A 12,930-nucleotide genomic window follows, 5' to 3' on the forward strand; every position below is an offset into this window, starting at 1 on the left:
ATCTCGGGGGGACGGCGCAGCCGGGGGGGCTGGCCCCCCATCCCGCGCCCGCCTATAACCACCGCCATCAAGAAGGAGAGCCATCATGTCATTCCGCGCACGCCACCTGCTGGGCATCGAACATCTGGCCCCGGACGAGATCACAACCCTGATCGATCTGGCCGACACATACGCCACCGACAACCGCGCCGGCAAAACCCACCGCGACGTGCTGGCAGGCATGACCCAGATCAACATGTTCTTTGAAAACTCCACCCGCACCCAAGCCAGCTTTGAACTTGCTGGCAAAAAGCTGGGCGCGGATGTAATGAACATGGCGATGCAGTCCAGCAGCGTCAAAAAGGGCGAAACCCTGATCGACACGGCCCTGACCCTGAACGCCATGCACCCCGACCTGCTGGTTGTGCGGCATCCGTCCTCTGGCGCGGTCGATCTGCTGGCGCAAAAGGTGAATGGCGCGGTGCTGAATGCGGGCGACGGCCGCCACGAACACCCCACGCAGGCCCTGCTTGACGGCCTCACCATCCGCCGCGCCAAAGGGCGCCTGCACCGCCTGTCCATCGCGATCTGCGGCGACATCGCCCATTCCCGCGTCGCCCGGTCCAACATCATGCTACTCGGCAAAATGGAAAACCGCGTCCGCCTGATCGCCCCGCCGACCCTGATGCCAGCCGGCATCGGTGAATTCGGGGTCGAGGTGTTCGATGATATGGAAAAGGGTCTGCAGGACGTCGACGTCGTGATGATGCTCCGCCTGCAAAAGGAACGCATGGACGGCGGGTTTATCCCGTCAGAGCGGGAATATTTCCACCGCTACGGCCTTGACGCAGCCAAACTGGCCCGCGCCAAGCCCGACGCCATCGTCATGCACCCCGGCCCGATGAACCGCGGCGTTGAAATCGACGGAACCATCGCCGACGACATCAACCGCTCTGTCATTCAAACGCAGGTGGAAATGGGCGTCGCTGTCCGCATGGCCGCGATGGACCTGCTGGCCCGCAACCTGCGCGCCGCCCGCGCAGAAGCCGCCGCCTGATCCGGGAACCAGTCCCGCCCCTGCGCGGTTGCCCTCTTACACGCTAAACGGAGCTTGCCGCATGACCTTGACCATCCCCGCGAACGACCACGGCCTGATCCGCGTCTTCAAAGTCACGGACCCCCTGCCCGAAGGCCTCTCTGATCGCACGCCAGAGGCGCTCTTGGCGCTCTTCGGCACCGATACGCTTGACCCGACCTATATCGACGTCGTTGACACCCGCGATCTGTCGGGGCTGACCCTGCTCGACTACCTGAACCAAGGCTATGACATCCCGCCAGAGGCTGCTGTCGATCCGGCCCTGCGCGATTTGCATGGCATCGCCGTCCTGATCATGTCCCGCGCCAGCGCGGGCCGCGACGTGACCCTAACCCTTGCACCGCAGGTCACACACGTCACCACGACGGGCGCGCCCGCCCGCCTGACCGCACCCGCCGCACCGCTGACATCAGACGCCGCGACTGGTACCGTGACCGGCAGCAAAGCGCCGCCCAGCAACGCCGCGATGTCAGGCCGCGTTGCTACCATCGCGCTGCTGGTCCTCTTTGCGCTTGTCGCCCTGATGATCTGGGTGGCCAGCTAACCACATTCCCCGAAACATGCGGCAAAGATTGACCCTGCTGCCCGCGCTCCCTACACCTTGCCCGACCGCCGCAAGACGCAGGACCGCATGACAACCCTACATTTTATAAACGCCCGCCTGATCGACCCGGTCGCACTGACCGACGATGTCGGTACCTTGACCGTGCAGGACGGCCTGATCACGGCCCTGAACGCCGGTGCCCCAGCGGGGGCCACTGTGATTGATTGCGACGGCGCGTGCCTCGCCCCTGGCATTATCGACATCGGCGTCAAAGTCTCTGAACCGGGCGAGCGGCACAAGGAATCCTTCCGCTCTGCAGGCCGCGCCGCAGCCGCTGGCGGCGTTACCACCATCGTCACCCGCCCCGACACCGCTCCCCCCATCGACACGCCAGAGGCGCTGGAGTTCGTCCGCCGCCGGGCCGAGGTCGAGGCCTGCGTCAACGTTCTGCCCATGGCGACCCTGACAAAGGGCCGCGAAGGCCGAGAGATGACCGAGATCGGTTTCCTGCTCGACGCAGGCGCTGTCGCCTTTACCGATGGCGATCACGTCGTCACGGATACCAAAGTCCTCTCCCGCGCCCTGACCTATGCCCGCAGCCTTGGCGCATTGGTCATCGGCCACCCCCAGGACCCGGGCCTGTCTGCCGGGGCCTGCGTCACCAGCGGCAAATTCGCATCGCTGCGCGGGTTGCCTGCCGTGTCGCCCATGGCGGAACGCATGGGTCTTGACCGGGATATCGCCCTGCTGGAAATGACCGGCGCGCGCTATCATGCCGACCAGATCACCACCGCCCGCGCCCTGCCCGCGCTAGAACGGGCCAAGCGGAACGGCCTGAAAATCACCGCTGGCATCAGCATCCACCACCTGACGCTGAACGACATGGATGTCGCCGACTACCGCACCTTCTTTAAACTGACCCCGCCGCTGCGGTCAGAGGATGACCGCCAAGCCGTCATCAACGCGCTAGCCGAGGGGCTGATCGACATCGTGTGCTCTATGCACACGCCGCAGGACGAGGAATCCAAACGCCTACCGTTTGAACACGCCGCCGCTGGCGCTGTTGGGCTGCAAACATTGCTCCCCGCCGCGCTGCGTTTGGTGCACGCGGGCCAGATCACCCTGCCGCGCCTGTTTCGCGCCCTCACGCTGAACCCGGCGCACCTGCTGAACCTGCCCGCAGGCCGCCTGACGCCGGGTACCCCCGCCGATCTGGTGCTCTTCGACCCCGATGCACCTTTCGTGCTCGACCGCGCCACACTTCTGTCAAAATCCAAGAATACCCCGTTCGACGGCGCCCGCCTGCAAGGGCGCGTGATCGGTACATGGGTCGGGGGCACCTGTGTCGCTGGCACCCACGTTCAAGGAGGCTTTGATGCCTGATATTTCCTCACCCGTCGCCATGCTGCTGCTTTGGGGCGCTATCGGTTACCTGCTCGGCTCTATCCCGACGGGCGTCATCCTCGCCCGCGTCATGGGCCTCGGCGATCTGCGCACAATCGGCTCTGGCAATATCGGGGCCACGAATGTGCTGCGCACCGGCAACAAACGCGCCGCTGCCCTGACCCTGCTGGGTGACGCGCTGAAAGGGGCCATCGCTGTGCTGCTCGCCAGCGCCTTTGCCTCCTCCTATGACGCCGTGCAACTGGCCGCGCTGGCCGCCCTGATCGGCCACTGCTTCCCTGTCTGGCTTGGCTTTCGCGGCGGCAAAGGTGTGGCAACCTTCCTTGGCATCATGCTGGCGCTCGAGCCACTGGCAGGCCTGATCGCCTGCGCCATCTGGGGACTGACCGCCAAATTCGGCAAAATCTCGTCCCTCGCGGCCTTGCTCGCCTCAGGCTGGACGCCCATCGTGCTGGTGCTGATCGGCCGCGGCGACCTGTTCGCACTCGCCACCGTGCTCGCGATCCTGATCTACCTGCGCCACTGGGCCAATATCGCCCGCCTGCGCAAAGGGACCGAGCCTAAGATCGGCGCGAAAAGCTAAATAATCCTGCGCCCGCGCCAAAGCAGGCGCAGCGCTGCCCCCAGCAGCCACAGCGGCCAGCCCAGCACCATGCGTAGGTTCACAAGCCGCAGCGCCAGCGCAAAGGGCAGCACCACAGCCAGCCCCGCCAACGCGCCCAGCACAAAAGCGCCGCCCGCCTTGACCGGCAGCCCCAGCGCCAAAGGTCCCGCAATCAACGCGACCGGCGCAATCCGCTTAAACAAAAACGCTGCAATCATTCTGCCACCTTCACCGCAATTGCGGCAAAATAAAGGCGCGCCCAAACTGGCACGCCTCCTCTTCTTCTGGTCTAAAATACCTCGGGGGAGGCGTAGCCGGGGGCAGAGCCCCCAGCCAACCTCTCAATAAGAATATTCCGGATAGATTTTGCTCAGATCACCGCCCCACTCACCGTGGTACTTGGCCAGCAGCTCGTCCGCAGGCACCTGGCCCGTCTCGACGCTTTCCTGCAGCGCATTCAGGAAATGCGTCTCATCCGCAACCAAACCGCCTGCACCGGGCTTGGCCCGCGCCTTCAATCCGCCATGGGCGATATCCACACAGGCCTTCGCCAACTGGTGCATATCGATGCCGTCCACCTTGGCCTGCAACCCGTCCACGCTCGACGCCACCAGCAGCGCCTGACGCTGCTCTGCGGTCCAGTCCTTGCACAGGTCCCATGCCGCATCCAGCGCGCCTTGGTCATAAGTCAGACCAACCCAGAACGCCGGCAGCGCACACAGACGCCGCCATGGGCCACCGTCAGCACCGCGCATCTCGATGAATTGCTTGATCCGCGCCTCGGGGAAGACCGTTGTCAGATGGTCAGCCCAATCGCTCAGCAATGGCTTCTCGCCCGGCAGTGCAGGCAGCTCGCCCTTCAGGAAATCGCGGAACGACTGGCCCAGCGCGTCGATATACTTACCGTCGCGGTAGACAAAATACATCGGCACATCGAGGACCCAGTCCACCCAACGCTCGAACCCCATGCCATCCTCGAACACCCAAGGCAGCATGCCGGTGCGCGAGTCGTCAAGCCCCCGCCAGACGCGCGAACGCCAAGACTTGTGGCCGTTCGGCTTGCCCTCAAAGAAAGGCGAATTCGCGAATAGCGCGGTCGCGACAGGCTGCAGGGCAATCGCCACCCGCAGCTTTTGCACCATGTCGACTTCAGAGCTGAAATCCAGGTTCACCTGAACCGTGCAGGTCCGCCGCATCATCTGCGTGCCATGCGTGCCAACGGTGCCCATATAGGCGTCCATCAGTTTGTAACGCCCCTTGGGCATCAGCGGCATCTGCTCGTGCGTCCATTCAGGCGCTGCGCCCAGACCGATAAAGCCTGCGCCCATCTCGTCCGCGATCTCTTTGACCTGCGCCAGATGGTGGTTCACTTCATCGCAGGTCTGGTGGATCGTCTCAAGCGGCGCACCTGACAGCTCTAGCTGACCGCCCGGCTCTAGCGACACATTCGCACCGTCCTTGGTCAGGCCAATGATCTTGCCGCCTTCTTCAACGCGGTCCCAGCCGAATCGCTGCTCCAGCCCTTCCAGCATCGCCTTGATGCCGACGTCGCCCTCATAGGGCAGCGGCATGTTGGTCGCTTTGATATAGCCGAATTTCTCGTGTTCTGTGCCGATACGCCATTGATCCTTGGGCTTACAGCCCTTGGACAGCATCTCTGCCAGTTGATCATGGCTTTCGATGGGGCCGCCACCGGTTTGGGGAATGGACATAAGGGCAGCCTTTTCATCGCGCGGGTTTCACAGAGTATCTGGCGTGACCCACCCCTTGCGTCAATGCAAGAGCGTTCGTTCCTTTTCCCACACGGTCACCCGCGCACCGGGTGTGCGTTCCAGCACATCTAGGACCGAACCGCTGCGAATCCCCGGCAAAGCGGCGAAGACATCGAACAACGTCTCAGCCCCTTCCGCGTTCACTGGAATAGCCAGCGCCTGCCCGCCCACGCCCGTCAGCACCCAATGCGGGCGCGGCATGGCGGCGGGTTCCAGCTCTAACCGGGTCAGATCCGCGACATCCATCGCGCCGCCCGTCAGCGGCCCCATGTAGACCAAACGCCGCTCGTCCAGCATGACAATTCCCGGCCCCTGCCCATCTTGGCGGAACCGCGCGCGCTGCACGCCAGCCGCTGCGATCGCGACCGCCAGCAGAACCAGAACGATGCCGATCCACTTGACCAGACCAAAGCTGCCCAGCGCCCACCACAGGCCCAATGCTGCCAAAGCCCCTGCAAATAAGACCTCTCGCCAGCGCCACAGGGTCGCCCGCGCCTGCGGCCTCAAAAACTCAGCCATGCGCTTGCCCTTCTGTTTCACAGTGCCGCCCGCGTCTGCGGCCTTCTGATTTTTCGCCCAATGATCGGCTTTGCAGCAGCCTCACTGCCAGTCCCCCAGCGTCGTCTGCCACAGCGTCAATGCAGCGACCGCCGCCGTATCGGCGCGCAAAATCCGCGGCCCCAGACTGATCGCCTGCGCCTGCGGCATCGCATGCAGCCGCGCGCGCTCACTGTCCGAAAAGCCGCCCTCTGGTCCGATCAGCACGGCCCAAGGTCCGGGCGTCAGGCTGGCCAGATTCGCGGCCGTGCCAACCAAGCCTTCGTCGCAGAACAAAATCCGCCGATCGCCCCAACCATCCAGCACAGCTGACAATTTCGTGACCTCGGCCACGTCGGGCACATAGGTGCCGCCGCATTGCTCTGCCGCCTCGACCGCATGGGCCTGCAACTTGTCCTGACGCGCCTTTTCATTCGTGAAATCTGTCACAACGGGCAAAATACGCGCCACGCCCAGTTCCACCGCCTTTTCGACGATGAAATCGGTGCGCACCTTTTTGATCGGGGCAAAGATCAGCCACAGGTCCGGCGGCGCAATCTGCGGCGCGGTTTGTGCCTGCACCAGCAGGACGCCGCCCCGCTTGGACCCTTCGACGACCTGTGCATCCCACGCACCGTCACGCCCGTTAATCAACGTCAGCACATCACCCACGGACAGCCGCATCACGGCAAAAAGATACAGCGCACGGTCCTTATCCAGAGGAACCGTTTGCCCTTCCCCCAAGGGGTGCTCTACAAAAAGGCGAATTTTTGATGCCATGAGCAGAACATATGCACCAGACCACCCGGACACCAGAGGCAGCGACCACCAATGCCGCAGGCCGTGTCGCCGATAGCGCCGGAAACTGGGTCGACACCCGTGCGCCGCAATCGTGGCGACCTTATTTGCGCCTGTCGCGCCTTGATCGCCCCATCGGCACATGGCTGCTGCTGCTGCCCTGTTGGTGGGCGATTGCGCTGGCGGCGCTGGCGACGAACAGCTTTACCGCCTTCGACGTCTGGCTGATCGCAGGCTCTGCCATTGGGGCGGCCTTGATGCGCGGCGCGGGCTGCACGTGGAACGACATCACCGACCGCCACATCGACGGCTCTGTTGCGCGCACACGCTCGCGGCCCATTCCGTCTGGCGCGGTCACGGTCAAACAGGCGCTGGCATGGATGGTCGCGCAATGCGCTGTCGCATTCGCGATTCTGCTGACCATGCCGCTGGCCGCCATCGCCCTAGGTATCGCGGCGCTGATCCCTGTTGCGATCTATCCCTTTGCCAAGCGCTTTACGTGGTGGCCACAGGTGTTCCTTGGCCTTGCGTTCAACTGGGGCGCGCTGCTGCTGTGGACGGCGCATACCGGATCGCTGGGCTGGCCCGCTGTCGCGCTTTACGTCGCTGGCATCAGCTGGACGCTGTTCTATGACACCATCTACGCCCACCAAGACACAGAGGACGACGCCCTGATCGGCGTGAAATCCACCGCCCGCCTATTCGGCGACAACAGCCCGATGTGGCTGCGCGGTTTCCTTGTTGGCACCCTGTTTTTACTAGGCCTCGCCGTGATTGGTGCCACGATCGACCGCAGCCTGCCGTCCCTGCTGATCGCTTTGCTGGGCCCTTGGGCGCTGGCATGGCACCTGACATGGCAACTGACGCGGTTCCGCCCGAATGACACGGCAAGCTTGCTGATGCTGTTCCGGTCCAACCGTAACGCGGGCCTTTTGCCTTTGCCGTTTTTCGCCGTCGCGCTGCTGGTGTGATTGCGTCCAGCCGCCCCTGCGCTTAGACCACTTTCAGATCACGTCCAGACCAAGTCCAAGGATTCCACGACCCATGCGTCTGTCACACCTGTTTTTGCGCATCGGCGTCTTTGTCATCGCCGCCATCGCCTGCACCCTTGCCGCCCGCGCGACCGTCGCCATCGTAGAGGATGTGTCGGTCATGTCCGTCCAAGAGGACCTTGTTGACGCGCAGATGCCTTGGGCCAGCGTGCTGGGCGACGGTCTGCAAGTCATCATCGAAGGCGAAGCCCCGACAGAGGCCGCCCGCTTTCGCGCCATCTCCACCGCAGGGCGGGTCGTGGACGCCAGCCGCGTGATCGACAACATGTCCGTCGTTGATACCGCAGGCATCGCCGCCCCCGATTTTGCCGTCGAAATTTTGCGCGGCGATAGCGGTGTATCAATCATCGGCCTGATCCCGACAGCCACCGACCGCGAGGCGCTGGACGCCCGCATCACCCAGATCGCACGCGGCCTGACCGTGACCGACCTGCTGGAAACCGCGGACTACCCCGTGCCGGACTCATGGCGCGACGCTATGACCTATGCCTTGCGCGCGCTGGACCTGCTGCCGCGGTCCAAGATTTCGGTGTCGGATGGCCGCATCGCGATCACCGCCATCGCCGACAGCGCAACGCAAAAAGCCGACTTTGAAACCGCGCTGGCCCGCAATGTGCCGCAAGGCGTCCGCCGCCAAGTGCGCATCACTGCGCCGCGCCCGGTGATCTCTCCCTATACCATCCGCTTTACGCAGGACGATGACGGCGCACGCTTTGCCGCCTGCGCTGCCGACAGCCCCGCCACCGAACAGCAGATCATGGAAGCCGCCATCGCCGCTGGCTATACCGGGCGATCTACCTGCGTGCAGGCGCTTGGCGTGCCATCGCGCACGTGGGGCCGTGCCGCCGCGCTGGCGATCAAGGCCGTGACGGACATCGGCGGCGGCACCGTCACGCTGGCTGACACCGACATCACGCTCGTCGGCCTAGAGACCACCGATCAGGACACCTTTGACCGCATCACGGGCGTGCTAGAAAATGCCCTGCCGGACGTTTACGCCCTGTCCACCGACCTGCCCCGCCCACCAGAGGCGACAGCCGACGGACCACCCACATTCACCGCCCTGCGCAGCCCCGAAGGCGCTGTGCAACTGCGCGGCCGGATGACGGACGATCTGTCCAACATGACCGCCGAAAACTACGCAGCGGCCAAATTTGGCGCGACCAATGTCACCATGGGCACCCGCGTTACGGGCGATCTGCCGCAGGACTGGTCCATGCGTGTCCTTGCCGGGATCGAAGTGCTGGCCCAGTTGAAAAACGGCAGCGTCTCTGTGACGCCTGACCTTGTGACCGTCAAAGGTAACACCGGCAACGCCAACGCGCCTGCGATCGTAACCAACCTGCTGATCAGCAAACTGGGCCAAACCGCAGAGGCGGATTTGGACATCACCTACGTCAAGGAACTTGATCCGTCCGCGGGCCTGCCGACGCCAGACGAATGCATCGCGAATATCGAAAACGTAACCGAGGGACGCAAAATCGGCTTTGATCCCGGCTCTGCCACGCTGACATCGGATTCGCAGCCCATCGTCGATGACATCGCCGAAATCTTGCAGCGCTGCCCCGATATTCGCCTGCAAATCGCGGGCTATACCGACAGCCAAGGCGGCGAAGAGATGAACCAAGAGCTGTCCCAAACCCGCGCCGATGCCGTGCTGACCGCCCTGCGCGTCCGCCGCATCCCCATCGCGACCTTCACCGCCATCGGCTATGGTGAAGCCGATCCTATTGCCGATAACGACACCGCCGACGGGCGCGAAGCAAACCGCCGCATCGCATTCTCTTTGACCAAAACCGAAGAAGAGACGACAACGCTGGACGACGTCGCCGCCGAGTCTGAAGCCACCTCTGAAACAGCGAATGAGACGAACGAATGACAGTCAGGACCGCCCCGTGAACCGCACCGAATTCATCGTCGCCACGGCGATCATCCTTTTTGTCGCTTTCGTCCTTGGCTGGTTTGCCAGTTGGTTGGTCAACCGCGCCACGCGCGTCACCAAGGCCGAGATCGGAGAGCTTGACCGCATGGCGCAGGCCCTGCACGAGGCCGAAGAAACCCGCGACCAGGCCATCACCTATCTGCAACAACGCGAGGCTGAGATCACCAATCAGCTGTCCCAAACAGAGGCAGAGCTGCGCGCCGCCATGGACGGTTTGCGCGATGCCCGGCAAGAAGCGGAAGAGTACCGCAGCCAGCTAGAGCGCTAATCTGCGGGGTGACGTGGCGACACGTCCCCTAGTATGGAACCACAAGACACTTAAATGGTTTAGTCCCCATAGACGCCCTGCGCCTTACCGGCCGCGGGGCGTGGCATTTTGAAAGGACACCCCATGAAAATTCTTATGGTTCTGACATCGCACGACAAACTGGGCGATACTGGCAAGAAAACTGGCTTCTGGCTCGAAGAATTCGCCGCACCCTACTACGTCTTCAAAGACGCAGGCGCAGATATCACCATCGCGTCCCCCAAGGGCGGTCAGCCACCGCTTGACCCATCGTCCGACACCAAAGACGCGCAGACCCCTGCGACTGACCGATTCAAGGACGACGCCGATGCACAAAAAGCGCTGGCCAACACCGATGTGCTGTCGACCATCGACGCCGCCGGCTATGACGCCGTGTTTTACCCCGGTGGCCACGGGCCGCTGTGGGATCTGGCAAATGACGCCGACAGCATCAAGCTGATCGAAACCGTCACCACCGCAGGCACGCCCCTTGCCGCCGTCTGCCACGCACCTGCGATCTTTAAAAACACCATGATCGACGGCAAGCCGCTGGTCACAGGTAAGACCGTCACCGGATTTACGAACACCGAGGAAGACGCCGTCGGCCTGACCGACGTCGTACCGTTTCTGGTCGAGGACATGCTGAAAGCCAACGGCGGCAACTACGAAAAAGGCGCCGACTGGGGCTCTTTCGTCGTCACCGACGGTAAGCTGGTCACGGGCCAGAACCCTGCGTCGTCCGAAGAAGCGGCTAAGAAGTTGATGTCGCTCGTCTAAGTTTGGCTACTCAAGATGGAGGGGGTCGCAGATTTGCGGCCCCCTTTTTCGTGTCCTGCCGTTATGTTTCGTCTCGGCTACGCCGAGCCGATCCATTGGGGGCTTTGCCCCCAAACCCCCAAGGTATTTTCAACCAGAAGAAGGGGGATCTAAAACCCATGCGTGTGATCGTAATCATGGACGATGGCAGGGGCATCGCCGATCAGCCCCGCCCCTTGGCAAGCGTGGCGGCTACATTCGATTTCCAGCGTCGTGTGCGCGATGCCATGAACGGTCAAAGACTGGCGCACCACGCTTTTAATCGCATCCGCCCGGCCCCACGCGCCAAGGTCCACCACGATATGCGCGTTCACCGCGCTGCGGTGTTCGTCGATCATCCACAGGTGGACATGGTGAACGTCGGCAACGCCGTCCACCGCGCGCATATCTGCAATGATCGCGTCAGCATTTGCCGCTGGCGGGCTGCCCAGCATCAACAGACGAATAACGGGGCCGATTTCGGAAAAGGATTGCCACAGGATGTAGCCCGCAATGCCCAGCGTCACGACAGGGTCGACCCACGTCCAGCCGAAGGTCAGGATCAGCACACCAGCGACAATAACACCGACAGACCCCAGCGCATCGCTGACGTTGTGCAGAAACGCGGCGCGGATGTTCATACTGTCTTTGCTCATCGCATAGGTCAGCGCGGCAGTCACCAAGTCGATGATCAGGGCAAAGCCTGCAATCCAGATCACCAGCCATCCGTTCACCCCTTCGGGCGTGATCAGGCGGGCGATGCCTTCGTAAACCAGCCAAAGTCCGATCACGATCAGCGTGGTGTAGTTGATCAGGGCGGCCACCACCTCTGCCCGCGCATAGCCAAACGTCATGTTGGCGTCCGCAGGGCGGCGCGCAATCTTGCGGGCACCAAATGCGATCACCAGCGCCAAGGCGTCCGACAAGTTGTGGATCGCATCCGCAATCAGCGCGAGGCTGCCTGACAGGATGCCGCCGATGATCTGCGCCACGGTCAGCGCAAGGTTCACGCCAACCGCCGCGGCGATGCGGCGGTCCCCCGCATTTGGGTCGACGTGATGATGATGTCCGGCCATATGTGTCCCCTTTGATCATCAACGCCGCAAAGCGGTCATCGGTTCAGCTGCGCGGTGCCGCGGCCCGCCGCAAGCGGTCATTAATCGCCGCCCCAAGACCATGCTCTGGCACAGGCGCAACTGCAATCGCCTGCGCCCCCATGGCATCCAGCTGGTGCAGGCGGTCAAATAGGTTTGTTGCCGCCTCAACCAGATCGCCCGCCGCCGATAGGGTCAAATCGCCCGCGACGGGGCCGAACCCCAGCATGACTTCGCCGGGCCGCGCATGGGTCGCATCCAGTCGCACCGTGCCCTGCGGCGCATAATGGCTGGCCAACATCCCCGGCGCGGTGATCGCGGCAGTGCCGCTTGGGCGGCTCAAAGGCTGGCCCAAAGCGGCCTCTAACGCCTCTGCCGCGACGCCGCCGGCGCGCAGCAAGACCGGATCGCCTGTCACATCAACAATCGTCGATTCAACGCCGACACCGCAGGCACCGCCATCGACAACGCCGCCGATCCGCCCCGCGAGCCCCGCCATCACATGCGCCGCCGTCGTCGGGCTGATCCGGCCAGAGGGGTTCGCGCTAGGGGCCGCCACCGGTCCACCAAAGGCCCGCAGCAGGCCCTGCGCCACCGGATGATCCGGCACCCGCACCGCAAGCGTCGTCAGCCCTGCCGTCACCAGTGTCGAAATTCCCGCATCCGGCCGGAGCGGCAACACCAGCGTCAGCGCGCCGGGCCAGAATGCCTGCGCCAAACGGTAAGCCTGCGGGGTAAACGTCACCAATGCCTCTGCCGCGGCCAAATCGGCCACATGTACGATCAACGGATTGAAACTGGGCCGTCCCTTGGCCGCATAAATCCCAGCCACCGCGTCAGAGCGTCGCGCATCAGCCCCAAGCCCGTAGACGGTTTCCGTCGGAAACGCGACCAAACCGCCATCGGATAAGACCTTTGCCGCATTTGTCAGCCCCGCATCATCCGCAAGGAAGACGGCAGTTTCTGACGTGGCGTTGTCATTGCGTGATTGCATGGTGCGGCTACCTTGGTCAGGATCGCGCCTGCA

General features: G+C 63.3%; 14 protein-coding genes. 8 read left to right on the plus strand and 6 right to left on the minus strand.

Annotated features, from left to right (window positions below):
- The first annotated feature begins 85 nt into the window (after positions 1–85).
- The 4 genes from KBW81_RS12140 to plsY all read left to right on the plus strand — a co-directional run bounded on the left by KBW81_RS12140 (position 86) and on the right by plsY (position 3,606).
- Positions 86–1,036, plus strand: coding sequence for an aspartate carbamoyltransferase catalytic subunit (locus KBW81_RS12140; protein ID WP_254247344.1), 951 nt, complete (start codon positions 86–88; stop codon positions 1,034–1,036).
- 61 nt (positions 1,037–1,097) lie between these two features.
- Positions 1,098–1,619, plus strand: a complete 522-nt coding sequence (locus KBW81_RS12145; protein ID WP_090186833.1) for a hypothetical protein — start codon at positions 1,098–1,100, stop codon at positions 1,617–1,619.
- Between the two features lie 87 nt (positions 1,620–1,706).
- The gene (pyrC, locus tag KBW81_RS12150) at positions 1,707–3,002 is read left to right on the plus strand and encodes a dihydroorotase (protein WP_254247345.1); all 1,296 of its coding nucleotides are present in this window, start codon (positions 1,707–1,709) and stop codon (positions 3,000–3,002) included.
- Entirely contained in the window at positions 2,995–3,606 is a 612-nt protein-coding gene (gene plsY, locus KBW81_RS12155) for a glycerol-3-phosphate 1-O-acyltransferase PlsY (protein ID WP_254247346.1), read from the plus strand. The genes pyrC and plsY overlap by 8 nt, the downstream gene beginning before the upstream one ends.
- Here the strand turns inward: plsY and KBW81_RS12160 are convergent.
- From KBW81_RS12160 to KBW81_RS12175, 4 genes are all read right to left on the minus strand, one after another.
- Positions 3,603–3,845: a hypothetical protein gene (locus KBW81_RS12160; RefSeq protein WP_254247347.1), complete on the minus strand. Its 243-nt coding sequence runs from the start codon at positions 3,843–3,845 to the stop codon at positions 3,603–3,605. The two genes, plsY and KBW81_RS12160, sit on opposite strands and share 4 nt — an antisense overlap.
- A 123-nt stretch (positions 3,846–3,968) precedes the next feature.
- The gene (locus KBW81_RS12165) at positions 3,969–5,339 is read right to left on the minus strand and encodes a glutamate--cysteine ligase (protein WP_090186841.1); all 1,371 of its coding nucleotides are present in this window, start codon (positions 5,337–5,339) and stop codon (positions 3,969–3,971) included.
- A 60-nt stretch (positions 5,340–5,399) separates the two neighbouring features.
- A complete protein-coding gene (locus tag KBW81_RS12170; RefSeq protein ID WP_254247348.1) occupies positions 5,400–5,918 on the minus strand; it encodes a hypothetical protein in 519 nt (172 codons plus the stop codon).
- A gap of 81 nt (positions 5,919–5,999) precedes the next feature.
- The gene (locus tag KBW81_RS12175; RefSeq protein WP_254247349.1) at positions 6,000–6,716 is read right to left on the minus strand and encodes a 16S rRNA (uracil(1498)-N(3))-methyltransferase; all 717 of its coding nucleotides are present in this window, start codon (positions 6,714–6,716) and stop codon (positions 6,000–6,002) included.
- 11 nt (positions 6,717–6,727) lie between these two features.
- On the opposite strand from KBW81_RS12175, the gene ubiA reads away from it, so the two are divergent.
- The 4 genes from ubiA to KBW81_RS12195 all read left to right on the plus strand — a co-directional run bounded on the left by ubiA (position 6,728) and on the right by KBW81_RS12195 (position 10,791).
- A complete protein-coding gene (ubiA, locus tag KBW81_RS12180; RefSeq protein ID WP_254247350.1) occupies positions 6,728–7,705 on the plus strand; it encodes a 4-hydroxybenzoate octaprenyltransferase in 978 nt (325 codons plus the stop codon).
- 73 nt (positions 7,706–7,778) lie between these two features.
- On the plus strand, positions 7,779–9,665 hold the full coding sequence (locus KBW81_RS12185; protein WP_254247351.1) for an OmpA family protein: 1,887 nt from the start codon (positions 7,779–7,781) through the stop codon (positions 9,663–9,665).
- 16 nt (positions 9,666–9,681) lie between these two features.
- The gene (locus KBW81_RS12190; RefSeq protein ID WP_090186854.1) at positions 9,682–9,996 is read left to right on the plus strand and encodes a hypothetical protein; all 315 of its coding nucleotides are present in this window, start codon (positions 9,682–9,684) and stop codon (positions 9,994–9,996) included.
- A gap of 123 nt (positions 9,997–10,119) precedes the next feature.
- On the plus strand, positions 10,120–10,791 hold the full coding sequence (locus KBW81_RS12195; protein WP_090186857.1) for a type 1 glutamine amidotransferase domain-containing protein: 672 nt from the start codon (positions 10,120–10,122) through the stop codon (positions 10,789–10,791).
- A 149-nt stretch (positions 10,792–10,940) separates the two neighbouring features.
- On the opposite strand, the gene KBW81_RS12200 is transcribed toward KBW81_RS12195, so the two are convergent.
- A complete protein-coding gene (locus KBW81_RS12200; protein WP_254247352.1) occupies positions 10,941–11,885 on the minus strand; it encodes a cation diffusion facilitator family transporter in 945 nt (314 codons plus the stop codon).
- 43 nt (positions 11,886–11,928) lie between these two features.
- The gene (locus tag KBW81_RS12205) at positions 11,929–12,897 is read right to left on the minus strand and encodes an L-threonylcarbamoyladenylate synthase (RefSeq protein WP_090186863.1); all 969 of its coding nucleotides are present in this window, start codon (positions 12,895–12,897) and stop codon (positions 11,929–11,931) included.
- Positions 12,898–12,930 lie beyond the last annotated feature (33 nt).

Origin of the sequence: Loktanella salsilacus (assembly GCF_024206795.1) — a bacterium.
Lineage (GTDB): Bacteria > Pseudomonadota > Alphaproteobacteria > Rhodobacterales > Rhodobacteraceae > Loktanella > Loktanella salsilacus.

Excerpts from the sequence above, each read along its gene's own strand:
- KBW81_RS12140 (WP_254247344.1), top strand. The coding sequence starts at position 86 with ATGTCATTCCGCGCACGCCACCTGCTGGGCATCGAACATCTGGCCCCG.
- KBW81_RS12145 (WP_090186833.1), top strand. The coding sequence starts at position 1,098 with ATGACCTTGACCATCCCCGCGAACGACCACGGCCTGATCCGCGTCTTC.
- pyrC (WP_254247345.1), top strand. The coding sequence starts at position 1,707 with ATGACAACCCTACATTTTATAAACGCCCGCCTGATCGACCCGGTCGCA.
- plsY (WP_254247346.1), top strand. The coding sequence starts at position 2,995 with ATGCCTGATATTTCCTCACCCGTCGCCATGCTGCTGCTTTGGGGCGCT.
- KBW81_RS12160 (WP_254247347.1), bottom strand. The coding sequence starts at position 3,845 with ATGATTGCAGCGTTTTTGTTTAAGCGGATTGCGCCGGTCGCGTTGATT.
- KBW81_RS12165 (WP_090186841.1), bottom strand. The coding sequence starts at position 5,339 with ATGTCCATTCCCCAAACCGGTGGCGGCCCCATCGAAAGCCATGATCAA.
- KBW81_RS12170 (WP_254247348.1), bottom strand. The coding sequence starts at position 5,918 with ATGGCTGAGTTTTTGAGGCCGCAGGCGCGGGCGACCCTGTGGCGCTGG.
- KBW81_RS12175 (WP_254247349.1), bottom strand. The coding sequence starts at position 6,716 with ATGGCATCAAAAATTCGCCTTTTTGTAGAGCACCCCTTGGGGGAAGGG.
- ubiA (WP_254247350.1), top strand. The coding sequence starts at position 6,728 with ATGCACCAGACCACCCGGACACCAGAGGCAGCGACCACCAATGCCGCA.
- KBW81_RS12185 (WP_254247351.1), top strand. The coding sequence starts at position 7,779 with ATGCGTCTGTCACACCTGTTTTTGCGCATCGGCGTCTTTGTCATCGCC.
- KBW81_RS12195 (WP_090186857.1), top strand. The coding sequence starts at position 10,120 with ATGAAAATTCTTATGGTTCTGACATCGCACGACAAACTGGGCGATACT.
- KBW81_RS12200 (WP_254247352.1), bottom strand. The coding sequence starts at position 11,885 with ATGGCCGGACATCATCATCACGTCGACCCAAATGCGGGGGACCGCCGC.
- KBW81_RS12205 (WP_090186863.1), bottom strand. The coding sequence starts at position 12,897 with ATGCAATCACGCAATGACAACGCCACGTCAGAAACTGCCGTCTTCCTT.